Genomic DNA, 15963 nt, shown 5'->3' on the forward strand with positions numbered 1-15963 from the left:
CGTGGGCTCGGAGATGTGTATAAGAGACAGTCAGATGACCGACCCCGCCCAGCCGAGAACGAACGACGAGCTGCGCCTCGCCCTCTCCCGTGTGCGCACCGAAGTCGGCAAGGCCGTCGTGGGGCAAGACGGCGCCGTGACCGGGCTCATGGTGGCGCTGCTCGCGCGCGGGCACGTGCTGCTCGAGGGTGTTCCGGGCGTCGCCAAGACCCTGCTCGTGCGCTCGCTCTCGGCCGCCCTCAGCCTCGACACGAAACGCGTGCAGTTCACGCCCGACCTCATGCCCGGTGACGTGACGGGTTCGCTCGTGTACGACGCCCGCGCCGGCGAGTTCGAGTTTCGGGCCGGGCCGGTGTTCACGAACATCCTGCTGGCCGACGAGATCAACCGAACGCCCCCGAAGACCCAGTCGGCGCTGCTCGAGGCCATGGAAGAGCGCCAGGTCAGCGTCGACGGTGTCAGCCGCCCGCTGCCAGACCCGTTCCTGGTGGCCGCCACCATGAACCCCATCGAATACGAGGGCACCTACACGCTGCCCGAGGCGCAGCTCGACCGCTTTCTGCTGAAGCTGACGCTCGAGATTCCCGAGCGCGACGCCGAGATCGCGGTGCTGGCCCGACACGCCGCCGGCTTCAACCCGCGCGACCTGGCCGGCGCCGGTGTCACGGCCGTGCTGGGTGCCGACGAGTTGCACCAGGCGCAGGCCGCTGTGGCGCGGGTTGGTGCGGCCCCGGATGTTCTCGCGTACGCCGTCGACCTCTCGCGTGCAACGAGGCAGAGCCCCTCGGTGAAGCTCGGGGTGAGCCCGCGCGGCAGCACAGCGCTGCTCGCCGCAGCCAAGGCGTGGGCCTGGCTGAACGGATTCGACTCCATCACCCCCGACCACGTGCAGGCAATGGTGCTGCCCGTGCTGCGGCACCGCATCCAGCTGCGGCCAGAGGCCGAACTCGAAGGGGTGTCGGTCGACACGATTCTGCGCGGCATTCTCGCGCAGGTGCAGGTGCCGATCTAGTGCCGCTGCCGCTTGCACTGATCTCGTCGCTCGCACCGCGAGCCGTCATCGACGCTGGGCCGCGCTGATGGCCGTCTCGGGCCGTTTCGTGCTGCTCGTCGCGCTCGGCGCTGTGCCCATCGTGCTGTTCGGGCAGCTCTACGGCCTCGCGCTGCCGTCGCTCGGCTGGTGGCTGGCGCTCGTCGTTGTGCTGGGCATCGTCGACCTCATCGCGGCAGGCTCGCCGCGGGCCCTCGCCCTCGAACGCGCGCTCCCGGCCCGGGTGCGACTCGGAGAGACGACCGCGGGCGAGCTGTACCTCACCAATACGGGCCGTCGCCCGGTGAACGGCACGGTTCGGGATGCCTGGCAGCCGTCAGCCGGTGCCCTCACGACACGGTTCGCGGTGCGGGTTCCCCGCGGCGAGCGGCGAATGGTCACCGTCGTTCTCCGGCCGTTCAGGCGGGGTGAGCGCCGGGTAGAAGAGGTGGGCATCCGGTCATTCGGGCCGCTCGGGCTCTGGGCGAGGCAGGCCACTCTGCGGGCACCCGGGCGCATTCGGGTGTTACCGCCGTTCACCTCGCGCAAGCACCTGCCGTCACGACTCGCACGGCTCCGCGAACTCGACGGTCGCACCAGCATCATGATCAGGGGGCAGGGCACCGAGTTCGACAGCCTGCGCGAATACGTTCGAGGCCACGATGTGCGTTCGATCGACTGGCGTGCGACGGCCCGGCACAACGACGTGGTTGTTCGCACGTGGCGGCCCGAGCGAGATCGCCGCGTCGTGATTGTCATCGACTCAGGCCGTACGAGTGCCGCCCGCATCGACAACGAACCGCGGCTCGACACCGCGTTCGAGGCGGCGCTGCTGCTCTCGGCACTCGCCACGCGCGCCGGCGACCGGGTCGACGTCATCGCCTACGACCGCCGCGTTCGCGCCCGTGTGAAGGGTGCGACCGGCGCTGCACTGTTGTCGGGACTCGTCGACGCGCTGGCCCCGGTTGACCCTGAGCTGCTCGAGACCGACTGGGCGGCCATCCCGGCCCAGGTGCGCCAGGTGACGAACCAGCGGGCGCTCGTCGTGCTGCTCACGTCGCTCGAGACACCCGGGTCATCGCGCGGGCTACTGGCGGTGCTTCCGCAGCTCACCCAGCGCCACCTCGTGCTCGTAGCGTCGGTGACCGACCCCGAGACGTTTGCGCGGGTCAGCCGGAGATCCGACCGCGAGGAGACCTACACGGCGGCCGCCGCCGAACGTGCGCTGCTCGATGTGGCACGCGTGGCCGCTGCCGCCCGCCAACAGGGTGCGGATGTCGTCACGGGCGCCCCTGCCGACCTGCCGCCCGCGGTGGCCGACCGGTACCTGGCTCTGAAGGCAGCCGGTCGGCTCTGACCCGCCGCACGCGCGAGCTGGGCGAGCGGGCTCTCAGACCGCGACGAGCTGCCGCGCGCCGGCGTCGAACTCCGCCAGGTCGCCCGTCTGGCCGGCCCGAAAGGCCCGGCCGCCCACGAACACCATGTAGAACACGAACGCGCCCACCGCAACGGCACCGATGGCGATCTTCACCGGCCACGGCCACGGCTGCGGCGTGACGAACCCCTCGAGCACACCCGACACGAGCAGCACGAACACGAGACCCACGGCGACCGTGAACAGGGCCCGCCCGTCGTCGGCGAGCGCCTGGCCACGGGTGCGGGCGCCCGGCGCGATCCACGCCCAGAAGATGCGCAAGCCCGCGGCCGCGGCCACGAAGATGGCGGTCAGTTCGAGCATCCCGTGCGGAAGGATGTACTGAAAGAACACGTCGCCCTGCCCGTAGTGAAAGAGCACCGCCGCGTCGACGCCGATGTTCTGGGCGTTCTGCAGCAGCAGGTACGGCACGTAGACACCCACAAGGCCGAAGGCGACGCACTGCGCGGCGAGCCAAGCGTTGTTTGTCCAGACCTGCCCGGTGAACGAGGCGGCGGGGTTGTTCGAGTAGTAGTCGACGAAGTCATGCTGGGCGACCTGGCGGAGCTCGGCATCGGTGCCGAAGTTGGCGAGCACCTGAGGGTCGTTCAGCGCCCACACGGCGAACAGTGTGCTGACAACCACCGTGGCCAGCGCGACCACCAGCACAATCCACCGGAGCCGGTACAGCGCCGCCGGCAGCTGCAGTTGGAAGAAGGCGGGAATCTGGCTGAGCACATTGCTGCTCGCCCCGGTGAACCGCAGGCGTGCCCGCGACAGCGACACCGAGAGGCGGTCGCCGGCGACACTCGAGCCGACCGAGGTGCTGATGGCCGAGAGGTCGGTGGCTCCCGATTGGTAACGGTCGATCAGTTCGTCGGCTTCGGCACCCGAGAAAGTGCGGCGTCGCCCGAGAGCATCGAGACGACTCCATTCGTCTCGATGGGCGGCAGTGTAGGCGTCGAGATCCATCTGCTTAGATGATAGCCATGGCAGCGCCCCTTCTCGCCCCCACACAGGCGACACACTCCCTCGAGTACAGCGGCGACATGCTCGTCACGGGCGAGGCGGTCGCGCTAGACCTCCGCCCCGCGAGTTTCATTCTGCGGGGGGCAGGCGCCATGATCGACGTGCTGTTCTCTGCGGGGTTGTTTCTCGCGGCCCTCTACCTGCTGGGGGTCTGGCAGCAGGCGACCGGCGCAGACGACGCCCTTCTGCGCGCGTTCACTGTGGCCAGCGTCGCGTTCTGTCTCGTCGTGGTGCCCACCGCCGTCGAGACCTTCACGCACGGTCGCTCTCTCGGCAAGCTCGCGGTCGGCGCTCGCATCGTGCGCGACGACGGCGGGTCGATCTCGCTCCGCCACGCACTCATCCGCTCGCTCACCGGAGTGCTCGAGCTCTACTTCACTCTCGGCGGCCTGGCCGTGTTCGTGTCGCTGCTGAACCCGCGCTCGAAGCGCCTGGGCGACCTCGTGGCAGGAACCTTCTCGCAGTACGAACGAGTTCCCCGCCTCGTCTCGCATGCCCAGCCCCTGCCGCCGGTTCTGTTCGGCTGGGCCCAGGTGGCCGACGTCGCGCGGCTGCCTGACCGCCTGGCCCGGCGCATCGCCCAGTTTCTGGCCGAGGCACCGCAGATGACTCCGGATGCCCGGGGCCGTCTTTCTGCGGCTCTGCTGGCCGAAGCGGCACCCTTCGTCTCACCGCTGCCCTCGTCGCCGCCGTTTCACCCCGAGACGGTGTTGCTCGGCGTGGCCGCACTGCGGCGCGATCGCGAGGCTGCCGCCCTCGCCCTCGAGGCTGCACGGCTCGCCCGCCTGGCCCCTACCCTCGCCGCGCTGCCGCACGGCTTTCCGAACCGTTAGAAGTCGTTGCCCACAGCGACGTACCGTACGACTTGCCAGCCCTGCGGGGCACTGAGGCTCTCGGAGTGCTTGGCGCACAGATCGTAGCTGTGCGGCTCGTGCTGGGTGCTCAACGGGCCGAGCACCGCCATGGAGTCGGCGTACACATAGGTGAACGTGGAGACCGCGACGTTGTGGCACGTGATTCTCGAGCAGGTTCTGGTGGTCATCCGTTTCAGAGTAAGCGCCCCGGGCGCCCAGAAGCTCCGTGCCGCGCCGTAAGCTGGGTTCATGCCACGTTCACGGCGAACCAGTTCAGCGAGAACCTCCAGCGAGAGGTACCGCAACCGTCACGGGCGCACCCTGCGTTCGTCGGTCACGGGCCCTCATCTGCCACCGCTGCGCACTCGCATCGACTCGTTCGAGATGACCGTGGCGTCAACAGCCGACTACCTGAAAAGCGTCTGGCCCGATGAGCTGGCAGACGCGAAATTCGAGATCGGCGCGGTTCCGCTCGGGCTTCCCGAAGCGGGCGCACCCGTTGCCCGTTGGAGCGTCATCGGCCGCCGCGTGATTCTGTACCGGCTGCCCATCCAGCGCCTGTCGAAGCTGCACCGCGACGACGAATTGCACAAGCGCATGATTATCGAGAGCTGCGTTTTTCGCGCGGTCGCCGAGCTGCTCGGCAAAGACCCGTGGGATCTGGCGCCCGATCGCTTTCGCCACTTCTAGAAGCGGGGCCGCGGCTCTGCAGCCGCAGAACGTCAGTTGCCCGGGTACAGGGTGAGCGGGCTGGCGAGCGGGCTCGGCGGGCTGATCGTGAACGACGAGATGAGTCCGTCGCCGAGGTACCCGATCGCTGCTGTGATGGGCGCGGTCGTGGTCACCGTGTACGTCGTGTTCGGCTGCAGTGACACTCCGGCCGCCGAATTCGCAGCCACGGTCAGCGACACCGTGTCGCTTGCCTGCGGAGAAGCGACAGCCTGAGTCACCGTCACCGCAGCGTCTGCCACGCCCGAATTGGCCAGCATGAGCCGCGGGTTCGGCCCGGTGGCGCTCGAAACCAGGAACGAACCGTTCAGGCTGGGCGCCGAACCCGTCCACGCGAAGTCGACACCGCCGCTCACGACGGCGGAGCGAGCACCGACCACGACCGGCTTGTCTGACACGACGCTCACGCTGTAGCTGTCGTCGGTCAGGGAGGGCAGCGGAAAGTCGGTGACGAGCCCCCCGGTCGCCGTATAGTTCACCGAGATGTCGGCGACTCCGAGCGTCTCGCTCTTGAACGTCACGGCGAGGGTGGCTCCCTCTGCGCTCGGCACGTAGACACGCAGCGCCGCCGGGAGGTCGCTCGACGCGGGGTCAGCGGCCCGTTCGGCGATGGCGCTGGTGCTGACGATCTGAACGCCCGCGATGGTCTGTGTAGTGGCGGGGGCCTGCGTCGGGCCTGCGACATCGACTCCGCCCGGGGTCAAACTCCGAACGACGCTCTGCTGCAGTGACGCGAGTACATTGCCGCCCGTGCTGACGACGTGGATGACCGGCGACACCACGTTCGGTGCGAACCCTGCCAACGACAACACCCGCTGCGATCGCGGTGCCACGGTGATGCCGCTTGTACCGGGTGCGGTGACGAGCCCGGTCTCGCCGAAGATCGTGAGGTTCACCGTCGACGCCACCTCGGTGGGGTTCGTGAGCACGACGAAGCTGGTGCGGCCCGTGGTTGTCGACCCGGCTGCCAGCCAGCTGTCGGCCGAGGTCTCGGCGCAGGCAGAACTCGCGAGCCCGACCAGATCGCCGTTGGAGACCTGCTGCGACTGGCTGCCCGAGACCAGGATTCCCGTGGCGCCCGCCGCAGTGATGCCCGTCGGCAGGGAGGCTCCGGATGCAGCACCGGCCGCATCGGTCTGAGTGAGGTTCGCAGAACTGAGTGGGGTGCCGAACGGGGTAGCCCCGGCCACGAGCGTGGTGGTGCCCACCGAAGCGACCTTGGTCGCGCTCTGCCCCGAACTGTCGGCAAGCGAGACGAGAGGGCCGGGGCACGCCAGAGTCTGCGGGGAGGCATCGGGAACGACGGTGACGCTCGGCACGCCGTGTGACACCTGCGGCAGAGCAAGGGCACTGGCCGCGGTAACGGTGGCGACACCGATGGCGAGCACCACCACACCCGTCACAAGCCGTGCGCCCGTTTTCGCGTACCGGGTGCGAGTCGATGGCGAACCGGTCGATGATCCGGTCGCATTTTCGGCCCTGCCTGCTTTCGCGGCTGCTTTCGCATCTGCCTTGGCTTTCGCATTCGCGGCGGCATTCGCCCGCACGGCCGCCTTCACGGTACCGGCATCAGCGTTCTTCGGTGTTCGTGCCACGGTGCACCTCCTCGCCTGGGGTCGGGTTCATGCCGTCAGCGGCATGTTCGTCGGACTCGTTTGGCACGGCGACCTCGTTTGGCACTGCGGCGTCGTCAGCCGGTGCGGTCTCGCCGGGAACTGCGACTTCCTCAGCCACGGCAACCTCGTCGGGCACTGCGACTTCGTCAGCCACTCCGACCTCGTCGGGCACTGCGACTTCGTCAGCCACTCCGACCTCGTCGGGCACTGCGACCTCGTCGGGCACGGCGACCTCGTCGGGCACTGCGACCTCGTCGGGCACTACGACCTCGCCAGCCGGTGCGGCGGCGGTGTTGATGGTTTCGGTGTTGGGTGCGGTGTCGGTGTTGGGTGCGGTGTCGGACACTGCTCTCACGTCGACCTGTGTGGCGTCGGGCGCGACAGTCACGGCGGGCTCGGCGAGTTCGCCAGAGTCGACCGGTTCGGCCGGATTGGCCGGTTCGGCCGGATTGGCCGGCTCGACGACGGCATCGACAGGCACAGGCACCGGCTTCGGTTTGCGCGCGAAGAGTTTGCGACGTTTGGCCCCCGCAGTGGCCGCGGTAGCAACCGACGCGGCCGCAGGTGTCACGGCCTCGCCGACGGCTGCGACACCGGCGGAAACCGGGAGGCCGCTGGCGTCGTCGGCGGCGGCGACCGTGCCGATGGTCGGCGGGGCGTCGAGCCCGCCCGTCTTGTCGACGGCCGCACCTCCCGCGTCACCGCGCTGATCGTCTGGCACGCTGTCATCGGGCTCGAGCGGTTCGACTGGTTCGAGCGGTTCGACTGGCTCACCAGGCTGGTCGAGCTCGTCGACTGTGCTGGCCGCCCGCAGGCCATGGGCCTCGAGGCGCCCGGCTGGCAGTGCGAGAAGCAGCAGCAGCCCGAACACGATCGCCTGCACCAGAAGAACGACGAAGCCGATGGGAGTGCCCGTGTTGGTGGGGGTGGGCGCGGGAAGCGCCGAGAACCCGGGGGTGCCGGTGATCTGCCACAGCTCGCCTGCGAAGGTCTGCCCGATGGCGGTGAGGGAGGCATTGCTGTCGAAGGCGCTCGTGGCGCGCGCAACGACGGCCTGGGCATCCGGTGTCGCCGACGACGTGGTCGGCGAGAGAACGATGAACTCGACGCCGAGGTTCGCGAGCGCGACACTCGCGTCGGTACCACTGCGGGAGGCGAGGTTGCCGACGAGGGTCGAGAGGTTCTGCTCTGCTGCAGTGGGCTCCCCCGTCGTGGCAGCCAGGGTCGACTGGGTTTCGAGGGTCGCGCCGACGCCGTGCACGACGGATGCGGTGAGGCCTCCGTTCGCCTCGGCGCCGAGCACGAGCGTGCCGACCCGCGGGTTCGAGGCGGCCTCGGCCGTGACGAAAGCGGGCAGCGAAGCGCCCGTCGATGACCGAACGTCGCTTGTGGCGGTGAGAGTCGATGCGGCGACCGGAACCGCGAGTACCGCGACAGCGAGGGCCGCGATGACGGCGGGCAGGGCAGCGAGCCGGGTGAACGTGGCGAGGCCCATCGTGGCCGCCCCCACCAGCCCGAGCCAGTAGAGGCTGAGGCCGGCGCCCGGCCAGATGGTGACCTCGAACGAGCCGGAGGCCGACACCTGGATGAGAGTCGCGCCCACCGCAGTGGCGAAACCGAGGATGGCGAAGCCGATGGCCGCCGAAGCGCGCCACGACCGCGGCAGAAACAGTGCAGCGACCGCGATGAGGGCGAGCGGCACCAGGAGGAGCAGCGCGATGAACTGCAGCGTCTGCGAGTCGATGCCGAGGGTGCCACCGATGCCCGACCATCCGCCGAGCCCCTGCTCAGGAAGCCCGAGCAGCAGATCGGTGACGCTCACGGTGCCGTGTGCGTTCGGCAACCCCGGGTCGGCGAAGACGCCCCAGAGGTTGCCGCGCATGAACTGCTCGTACGCGAGCGGCGCCACCAGCAGCAGTGCCGGAATCGGCAGGCCGACGTACCGCATCACCGCCCGGCGGGCGAAGATCACCGACGCGAGCCAGAGCACCAGCAGGGCAGGCCAGAGCGAGGGCGCAGCAGCTGTCACCGCGGCGAACAGAAGCGAGGCGATGGCCGACGCCGACCACGACCGAGCTGCCGAAAGAGCCGCGAGCACGAGCCAGGGCAGCAGCAGATGCGCCACGATGGCGCCCACCTGCCCGGCGTCGAGTGCTGAAAGCAGGGGCGGCGCGATGGCCCACAGCACCGCGCCGAAGATGCGAAGGCCCGAGCGGTTCGTGAGCTTGGCGGCAGCGAACCACCCCGCCAGCGCGGCCAGCGGCAGCGAAACCAGGTAGAGCACGACGAGCGAGACAGAGGGCGACCAGAAGGTGATCGACCCGAACACCGCGAGAATGTAGCTGAAGGGGTCGGATGCCCCCACGAAGCCGAGCCCGAGATCACGCCAGCCGTAGCCGATGTTCGCCCACAGCCCGCCCACATCGGCGCTCAGCGGCAGAAACGAACCACCGGCGAGGGCTTTGCTGCCGAACAGCGGAAAGAACAGGGCGAACCCCACGACGAGTGCAGCGAGAACAATGGCCGCGCCGCCGGTGGAGAAGAAGTTGAGCTCTTCGCGGGAGCCGCGCGCCTGTGACAGCGCCAGCTCACGAACCAGCGCGTTGCGGCGCCTCACTTCGGCGCCCGGGATGCGCAGCGGTGCGACCGCACCCCAGCCGACTTTTCTGGTCTTCTTGATCGATCGCCGCGCAGCGCCGACCCGGCCGCTGAAGGCCGTTCTGAACGCGGCGGCGAACTCACCCGCAACGGCGCCGGGCTGCTTGCGCAGAACCTGGAACAGCGTGCGGAGCACCGCGAGCGGCACGAGTGACAGCCAGTGGAAGAACACGGTGAAGGCCGGGGCATAGACCAGGCGGCGATGCAGTTGCGCCGCACGACGAACCGACTGTCGACGCCGGCGCTGCGAGCCCTTGATGGAGGTGCCGGGGCCGGAGAGCCCGTCTCCGGCGGTGACGACCTTGGCCGCCGGCACCGCGATGACCCGGTGCCCCGCGAGGCGGGCACGAATAGAGAAGTCGAGGCCGTTGTCAGCCGTGGGCAATGCCGGGTCGAACCCGCCGAGGGCGTTCCAGACCGAGTGCCGAACCAGCATTCCGGCCGCACCGACACCGAGCACATCGCTCAGCCGGTCGTGCTGCGCCTGGTCGAGTTCGCGTTCGACGAGGGGAACGCTCGCCCCGAAGCGGGTGACCGACTCACCGAAACCCGCGATGAAGCCGCTGTCGTTCCATTCCATCTGCTTGGGCCCGGCAACCGCGACCGAGGGGTTGACCTCGACGGCGGCCAGAAGCGCGGCAAGTGCGTCGGGCTCGGGCGCCGTGTCGTGGGCGAGCAACCAGAGCCACTCGTCGTCTGACGCCGGCGGGCTGACCACACCGAGCGCGTGGTTCACGGCCACACCGAACGAGAGGCGGCTCGACGCCGACAGAAAACCCGTGGGCTGAGCCTCAGAGAGCAGCTTGGCGGTGCCGTCGGTTGATGACACGTCGACGACGACGAGGGATTCGGGTTGGCGTGTCTGGGCACGAAGAGCGTCGAGCGTACGTGAGAGTCGCTCGGCACCATTCTGGGCGACCAGTACAGCAGTTACTCGGGCTTGCATCCATTCGACTTTAGGCGCACACCCCTGTTGCGGGGGGCCGTGTTGTCGGCGCGCCGAGAACTGGCGGCAGTTTTACGCTCAGCCGGCCTGTTTGCGGAGCTTGCGGCGCTCGCGCTCAGAGAGCCCGCCCCAGATACCGAACCGCTCATCGTTGCTCAGCGCGTACTCGAGGCACTTGCTCTTCACTTCGCAGGTCTGGCAGATGCGCTTGGCATCTCGGGTCGAACCACCTTTTTCGGGAAAGAATGCTTCGGGGTCGGTCTGCGCACAGAGCGAGTCGGTCTGCCAGGCCAGCGGATTGTCGTCGGTCTGACGCACACCCGGTACGCCCAGTTCGACGGGGTCGACGAACCAGTTGTCAGGCACGCCTCCCGAGCGGAACTCTGCTGGCGACATATCACGCTCTCCCTTCTGACAGACTGCGACGTGCCGAGCCTGACTGATAACCCCTTATGACTAATTACACCGGTGTAGTTCCGATCAGTCAAGTCGCAGATCGTAAACCCTCAACCGCGCATGCAAGGTTCAGACACGACGCTATTTTGCAAATGCTGTGTCAGTTATCCGCCTGTCGTCGATAAACTGCCAGCATGCTGAAGAAAATCGTCTTGATCACCCTGCCGAACGTGGCCCCGTTCGAGTTCGGAGTGGTCTGCGAGGTCTTCGGCGTCGATCGCACTGATATGGGCGGCCCCGCCTTCGATTTTCACATCGTGACAGCCGAGCCCGGCCCCGTCACCACGAGCCTCGGGTTCGACATGGTCATCACCGAAGGGTTGGCTGCGGCAGCCGATGCCGACCTCATCGCCGTGCCGGCCCACATCATCGACGACCCGGTGCATCCGGAGGTCGTGCGCGTGCTCCGCGAAGCCGAAGCCCGCGGCGCCTGGATTCTCAGCGTCTGCAGCGGCGCCTTCACGCTGGCAGCCAGCGGTATTCTCGACGGCCGACGTGCGACGACGCACTGGATGCACGCCGAACGCCTCGCGAACGACTACCCCCTCACCGTCGTCGACCCCGACGTGCTCTTCGTCGAAGACCGTCGCGTCATCTCGAGCGCCGGCACCGCCGCGGGAATCGACGCCTGCCTGCACCTGGTGCGCACCGAACTCGGAGCCGCTGCCGCCAATGTCATCGCGCGCCGAATGGTCATCCCGCCGCAGCGCTCGGGCGGCCAGGCGCAGTACATCGCCGCGCCGGTGCCGGTGGAGGTCGGCGACTCCTTCGCGGCCGTCACGGCCTGGATGGTCGACAACCTCGGCCACGAACTCTCTGTCGACCAGCTGGCCCGGCGCGCGCTGATGTCGCCCCGCACCTTCGCCCGCCGGTTTCGGGCCGACCTCGGCACCACCCCCGCAGCGTGGCTCACCCGCCAGCGGCTGCTGCGCGCGCAGGTACTGCTCGAAGAGGGGGGCCTGGCGCTCGACCGGGTCGCCGCCGAGGCGGGCTTCGGGTCGGCGGCGGTCATGCGCCACCACTTCGCGAAAGTCCTCGGCACCACACCGGCGGCGTACCGGCGCACCTTCTCGTTGACGCCCGCCTGAGCGGCAGCCCGCGCTCGGCCGGCTGCCGTCACCGGTGCGGGTACCGGTTGGCCTGGTTCTAGGCGCCGGGCGCGGCGAGAAAGAGCTCACCCGTGCCGCTGAACGTGAGCGCACCTTCGTCAGGGGTGACGAAGAACGACTCCCCGCGCCGGGCGACAACACTGCCGGTCGTCGACGACACCGTCACCGAGCCAGCCGTGACGATCACGATCGCAGCACCCTGGGGGCTGTAACGGGCATCCAGCCCGGCCGTGGGCGTGATGCGCACGAGCACGAAGTCAGTGATGTCGGGCTGGTACTCCTGAACCCCGGGCACCGGATGCCCGGCCTCGAGATACGGCACGGGTGACGACTCGAACACCAGCACCGAGAGCAGTTCTGGCACATCGATGTACTTGGGCGTGAGGCCGCCGCGCAGCACATTGTCGCTCGCCGCCATCAGCTCGACGCCGAGACCCTTGAGGTAGGCATGGATGTTGCCGGCCGGCAGAAACAGCGCCTCGCCCTGCTTCAGCGTGACGCGGTTCAGCAACAGCGACAGCACAACACCGGCATCGCCCGGGTACTCGGCCGAGAGATCGCGCACCGTGGCGAACGCGGCACCGAACGGGCCCGACAGCAGCGCGGCCGTGGCCGCCGGCTCGCCGACGACCTCGGAGTCGGAGGAGGCACCCGGCCCGACGACAACACCGCCGACCAACACGGTGACCTGCTCGACCAGCGTCGCAACCTGAGCTCCACCGGAGAGCAGCCACTCGACGGCCGTCTTCAGCGCCTCGGCGGGTTCGCCGCGCAACTGGCTCGCGAGCGCCGCGAGCGGCTCGGGTTCGGGAAGGCTCTGTCGGGCATCCGCCTCGGTGAGGGCGGCGATGATGGCGCGAATCTCTGTGACGTCGCGAAACCCGCAGAGGGCTTCGAAGGTGTCGCTGAGCGCGTAGATGACCTCGGGCTTGTGCAGCGGGTCTTTGTAGTTGCGGTTCGGGGCGTCGAGGGCGAGCCCCGCGGCGTTCTCGCGGGCGAAACCCTCTCTCGCCGCAGCCAGGGTGGGATGCGCCTGCAGCGACAGCGGGCGCTCGGCCGCGAGGATCTTCAGCAGGTACGGCAGGTGTGTGCCACCAGTGGCGCGGGCGGGGTCAGCCGCGATCCAGGCCGCCAGGGTGTCGAACCCGCCCGTCTCAGCCGGGTCGACGATGCGGCTCGGTGAGCCGGGGTGCGCGCCCAGCCAGAGCTCGGCCTCCGGTTCGCCCGTGGGCTGGGAGCCGAGAAGGTCGCTGATCGCGCTCGGCGACCCCCAGGCGTAGTTGCGCGGGGTATTGGCGATCTGTACAAACATGGGTTACCTTCCGAAAAGTCTCTTGGACCAAACTACCAATGGGGTTTGTGCCGCTTCGCCCGGCGCTTAGGCTGACGGCCTAACTGCACGCAGTCGTGCACGAGTGCGAATGGATGATGCCCACAATGACAATGGTTTCGACAACGGCTTTCGAGCCACTGACCAGCGACTTCTTCGGCTACTCGAACCTGCTCACCGAGCGGGAGAAAGAGGCACTCGCGGCACTGCGCGAATACCTCGAATCCGAGGTCAAGCCGATCGTCAACGATCTGTGGGAGAAGGCAGAGTTTCCGCACCAGGTGGTCAAACGCCTCGCAGAGCTCGACCTCTACCGTTTCGCGTGGGAGGAGACCCGCACCTTTGCAAACTCGGCCGTCTTCCGCGGCTTCGTGGCACTGGAGCTCGCTCGCATCGACGCGTCGATCGCCACCCACGTGGGCGTTCACAACGGTCTCGCCATGGGCTCGATCAGCGTCGCCGGCTCGGCCGAGCAGCGTGCCGAATGGCTGCCGCAGATGGCGTCGGGCGACGTGGTGGGCGCCTTCGGCCTCACCGAACCCGACTCGGGCTCAGACTCGGCCCAGGGCCTTCGCACCGTCGCGACCCGCGACGAGGCAACCGGCGACTGGATTCTGAACGGCTCGAAGCGCTGGATCGGCAACGCCACCTTCAGCGACATCACCATCATCTGGGCCAAGAGCGCCGACGATGGCCAGGTGAAGGGCTTCATCGTGAAGACCGACACCCCCGGCTACACCGCCACCAAGATCGAGGGCAAGCAGAGCCTGCGCATCGTGCAGAACGCCGACATCACCCTCGAGAACGTTCGGGTTCCCGAGGCAATGCGGCTGCAGAACGGAAACAGCTTCCGCGACACCGCCGCGGTGCTCCGCCTGACCCGGGCAGAGGTGGCGTGGGCCGCCGTCGGCAACTCCATCGGTGCCTACGAAGCCGCCGTTCGCTACACCAAGCAGCGGGTGCAGTTCGGCAAGCCGATCGCCTCGCACCAGCTGATTCAAGACCTGCTGGTGAAGAGCCTCGGCAACATCACCGCGAGCCTCGCCATGGTGGTGCGCGTGTCGCAGATGCTCGACGAGGGCACCCAGCGCGACGAACACTCCGCCCTCGCGAAGGCCTATGCCACGGCGCGCATGCGCGAGACGGTGGCCTGGTGCCGCGAGGCACTCGGCGGCAACGGCATCGTGCTCGAGTACGACGTGGCCCGGCACTTCGCCGACGCCGAGGCGCTCTATTCGTATGAGGGCACCCGCGAGATGAATACCCTCATCGTGGGCCGCAAGATCACGGGGTTTGCTGCCTTCGTATAACGATTGGCGTGCGGGGGTGCCCACGAACAGAGGGCACCCACCGCGTGCTCGTACCCTTGAGGCAGATGAGCCTCACACCCACCCCCGCACCCCTGCCCCCGTTCGATTCGGTTCAGCACCGTCGAGCGACGATGACCGCCCCCGACGGCAGCCCGGCCGGCCGCATCCGCCTGGCGGGCTTCGTGCTCTTCACCGCTCTGGGTGGAGACGCCTGGCAGAGCCTCTTCGGCTGGCCCGCGTTCGTGGTGCTGGTGGTCGGGCTCACCGTTGCCTGTGCAGTGTCGCTCGCCCAGAGCGGCCGGCGCATCGCGCTACCGCGCTACTCCAAACCCCTTGTGGCCTTCGTGGTGCTCTGTGCGGTATCCCTGCTGTGGTCGCAGTACCCGGGTGCCACCGCGCTCGGCATCGCCGCGCAGTGGCTGGCCGCCCTCGCGGGTTTCTTCATGGCTCTCACCCTTACCTGGCTCGAGATTCTGCGCGCTCTCGGCACGGCTCTCCGATGGATGCTCGGCCTCTCGCTGCTCTTCGAACTCGCCGTGGCGGTCTGGGTTCGCCAGCCCCTGCCTGCACTGTGGCTGCTTGCGCCCGGCCAGACCCCACCGGCCGACTACCAATGGAGCACCGCGTCGCTGCTGAACGGCGGGCCCATCCAGGGCATCGTCGGCAACCGCAATCTGCTCGCCTTTCTCGTTCTGCTCGCGCTGATCGTGTTCGCCATCGAGTGGGTCGAGAAGACCCGCAGCACCTTCTCGAGCATCGCCTGGCTCGCGGTGGCGGTACTCGAACACGCCCTCACCCGTTCGGCTACCGTCTTGATGGCCACGGTGGCCGTGGCGTTTGTGCTGGCCATTGCCCTGGCCATTCGCCGGGTGGCGGTGAACCGGCGGCTGGTCATCTACCCGTTCGGCATCGCCGGGCTTGTGGGCCTGGCGTTCGCCATTCCGCACCTCTCCGACCGCCTGTTTCCGCTGCTCGGGCGCAGCAACGACCTCACCGGCCGTTTCGACATCTGGAACACGGTGCTCAGCCTGGCGTGGCAGCATCCGGTTCTCGGCTGGGGCTGGGTGAGCTACTGGGCGCCGTGGGTGGCGCCGTTCAAGGGCCTCATCGTCATCGACGGCACAGAGTACCTGCAGGCGCACAACGCCTGGGTCGACATCTTTCTGCAGCTCGGTTTCGTGGGGCTCTTCGTGTTCGGCTGTCTGATCGCCGCGACCGGGGTGCGGTCATGGTGGATGGCAGTCGACCCGCCCGGGCCGCTGGTGGGCGTGCCGACGCCATACCAGGCCATCGCCCTGCTGCCACTGCTGCTGCTCGCGGCCCTCGTCATTCAGAGCCTCACCGAGAGCCGCCTGCTTCTCGAGGGCAACTTTCTGCTGCTCGTGCTGCTCGCCACCAAGGTGAAACTCGACCCGCTGCCACTCGGGCCGCCACCGAGGTCGCTCGCAAGATAGGGTCGAGGCACCCCGATACTCAGGCGAT

Annotated in this window: 13 protein-coding genes; 7 read left to right on the forward strand and 6 right to left on the reverse strand. The window is 68.4% G+C overall.

What is annotated here, in order from left to right:
- Window positions 1-34 precede the first annotated feature (34 nt).
- Window positions 35-1012: an AAA family ATPase gene (locus QN358_RS03835; RefSeq protein WP_136641651.1), complete on the forward strand. Its 978-nt coding sequence runs from the start codon at window positions 35-37 to the stop codon at window positions 1010-1012.
- A gap of 67 nt (window positions 1013-1079) precedes the next feature.
- On the forward strand, window positions 1080-2387 hold the full coding sequence (locus QN358_RS03840) for a DUF58 domain-containing protein (RefSeq protein WP_323511652.1): 1308 nt from the start codon (window positions 1080-1082) through the stop codon (window positions 2385-2387).
- A 33-nt stretch (window positions 2388-2420) separates the two neighbouring features.
- On the opposite strand, the gene QN358_RS03845 is transcribed toward QN358_RS03840, so the two are convergent.
- Window positions 2421-3416, reverse strand: a complete 996-nt coding sequence (locus QN358_RS03845) for a stage II sporulation protein M (RefSeq protein WP_323511653.1) — start codon at window positions 3414-3416, stop codon at window positions 2421-2423.
- A 17-nt stretch (window positions 3417-3433) separates the two neighbouring features.
- On the opposite strand from QN358_RS03845, the gene QN358_RS03850 reads away from it, so the two are divergent.
- Window positions 3434-4306, forward strand: a complete 873-nt coding sequence (locus tag QN358_RS03850) for an RDD family protein (RefSeq protein ID WP_323511654.1) — start codon at window positions 3434-3436, stop codon at window positions 4304-4306.
- Here the strand turns inward: QN358_RS03850 and QN358_RS03855 are convergent.
- A complete protein-coding gene (locus tag QN358_RS03855; protein WP_136641648.1) occupies window positions 4303-4515 on the reverse strand; it encodes a DUF3499 family protein in 213 nt (70 codons plus the stop codon). The genes QN358_RS03850 and QN358_RS03855 overlap by 4 nt on opposite strands.
- Window positions 4516-4576: 61 nt before the next feature.
- Here QN358_RS03855 and QN358_RS03860 point away from each other — a divergent pair, with 61 nt between their 5' ends.
- Window positions 4577-5017: a metallopeptidase family protein gene (locus QN358_RS03860; RefSeq protein WP_323511655.1), complete on the forward strand. Its 441-nt coding sequence runs from the start codon at window positions 4577-4579 to the stop codon at window positions 5015-5017.
- Between the two features lie 32 nt (window positions 5018-5049).
- On the opposite strand, the gene QN358_RS03865 is transcribed toward QN358_RS03860, so the two are convergent.
- The 3 genes from QN358_RS03865 to QN358_RS03875 form a co-directional block, all read right to left on the reverse strand.
- Complete coding sequence (locus QN358_RS03865) at window positions 5050-6651, reverse strand: DUF5719 family protein (protein WP_323511656.1); 1602 nt, start codon at window positions 6649-6651, stop codon at window positions 5050-5052.
- Window positions 6626-10276 carry a glycosyltransferase family 2 protein gene (locus QN358_RS03870; RefSeq protein WP_323511657.1) on the reverse strand — a complete coding sequence of 1217 codons (3651 nt, stop codon included), beginning with the start codon at window positions 10274-10276 and terminating at the stop codon, window positions 6626-6628. The genes QN358_RS03865 and QN358_RS03870 overlap by 26 nt, the downstream gene beginning before the upstream one ends.
- Window positions 10277-10354: 78 nt before the next feature.
- The gene (locus tag QN358_RS03875; RefSeq protein ID WP_136641644.1) at window positions 10355-10672 is read right to left on the reverse strand and encodes a WhiB family transcriptional regulator; all 318 of its coding nucleotides are present in this window, start codon (window positions 10670-10672) and stop codon (window positions 10355-10357) included.
- Window positions 10673-10866: 194 nt separating this feature from the next.
- Between QN358_RS03875 and QN358_RS03880 the strand changes: the two genes are divergently transcribed.
- Complete coding sequence (locus tag QN358_RS03880; protein WP_323511658.1) at window positions 10867-11820, forward strand: GlxA family transcriptional regulator; 954 nt, start codon at window positions 10867-10869, stop codon at window positions 11818-11820.
- A 58-nt stretch (window positions 11821-11878) separates the two neighbouring features.
- Here the strand turns inward: QN358_RS03880 and QN358_RS03885 are convergent, their stop codons facing one another.
- Window positions 11879-13153, reverse strand: a complete 1275-nt coding sequence (locus QN358_RS03885; protein ID WP_323511659.1) for a type I phosphomannose isomerase catalytic subunit — start codon at window positions 13151-13153, stop codon at window positions 11879-11881.
- A 125-nt stretch (window positions 13154-13278) separates the two neighbouring features.
- Here QN358_RS03885 and QN358_RS03890 point away from each other — a divergent pair, with 125 nt between their 5' ends.
- Together QN358_RS03890 and QN358_RS03895 are read left to right on the forward strand one after the other, a co-directional pair.
- Complete coding sequence (locus tag QN358_RS03890; protein WP_323511660.1) at window positions 13279-14481, forward strand: acyl-CoA dehydrogenase family protein; 1203 nt, start codon at window positions 13279-13281, stop codon at window positions 14479-14481.
- Between the two features lie 65 nt (window positions 14482-14546).
- Window positions 14547-15935 carry an O-antigen ligase family protein gene (locus QN358_RS03895; protein ID WP_323511661.1) on the forward strand — a complete coding sequence of 463 codons (1389 nt, stop codon included), beginning with the start codon at window positions 14547-14549 and terminating at the stop codon, window positions 15933-15935.
- Window positions 15936-15963 lie beyond the last annotated feature (28 nt).

The sequence above is a fragment of the Subtercola sp. RTI3 genome (assembly GCF_035018625.1).
GTDB lineage: Bacteria > Actinomycetota > Actinomycetes > Actinomycetales > Microbacteriaceae > Subtercola > Subtercola vilae.

What these genes read in the sequence shown, in the direction of transcription:
- QN358_RS03835 (WP_136641651.1), top strand. Translation starts at nt 35, where the DNA reads ATGACCGACCCCGCCCAGCCGAGAACGAACGACGAGCTGCGCCTCGCC.
- QN358_RS03840 (WP_323511652.1), top strand. Translation starts at nt 1,080, where the DNA reads ATGGCCGTCTCGGGCCGTTTCGTGCTGCTCGTCGCGCTCGGCGCTGTG.
- QN358_RS03845 (WP_323511653.1), bottom strand. Translation starts at nt 3,416, where the DNA reads ATGGATCTCGACGCCTACACTGCCGCCCATCGAGACGAATGGAGTCGT.
- QN358_RS03850 (WP_323511654.1), top strand. Translation starts at nt 3,434, where the DNA reads ATGGCAGCGCCCCTTCTCGCCCCCACACAGGCGACACACTCCCTCGAG.
- QN358_RS03855 (WP_136641648.1), bottom strand. Translation starts at nt 4,515, where the DNA reads ATGACCACCAGAACCTGCTCGAGAATCACGTGCCACAACGTCGCGGTC.
- QN358_RS03860 (WP_323511655.1), top strand. Translation starts at nt 4,577, where the DNA reads ATGCCACGTTCACGGCGAACCAGTTCAGCGAGAACCTCCAGCGAGAGG.
- QN358_RS03870 (WP_323511657.1), bottom strand. Translation starts at nt 10,276, where the DNA reads ATGCAAGCCCGAGTAACTGCTGTACTGGTCGCCCAGAATGGTGCCGAG.
- QN358_RS03875 (WP_136641644.1), bottom strand. Translation starts at nt 10,672, where the DNA reads ATGTCGCCAGCAGAGTTCCGCTCGGGAGGCGTGCCTGACAACTGGTTC.
- QN358_RS03880 (WP_323511658.1), top strand. Translation starts at nt 10,867, where the DNA reads ATGCTGAAGAAAATCGTCTTGATCACCCTGCCGAACGTGGCCCCGTTC.
- QN358_RS03885 (WP_323511659.1), bottom strand. Translation starts at nt 13,153, where the DNA reads ATGTTTGTACAGATCGCCAATACCCCGCGCAACTACGCCTGGGGGTCG.
- QN358_RS03890 (WP_323511660.1), top strand. Translation starts at nt 13,279, where the DNA reads ATGACAATGGTTTCGACAACGGCTTTCGAGCCACTGACCAGCGACTTC.
- QN358_RS03895 (WP_323511661.1), top strand. Translation starts at nt 14,547, where the DNA reads ATGAGCCTCACACCCACCCCCGCACCCCTGCCCCCGTTCGATTCGGTT.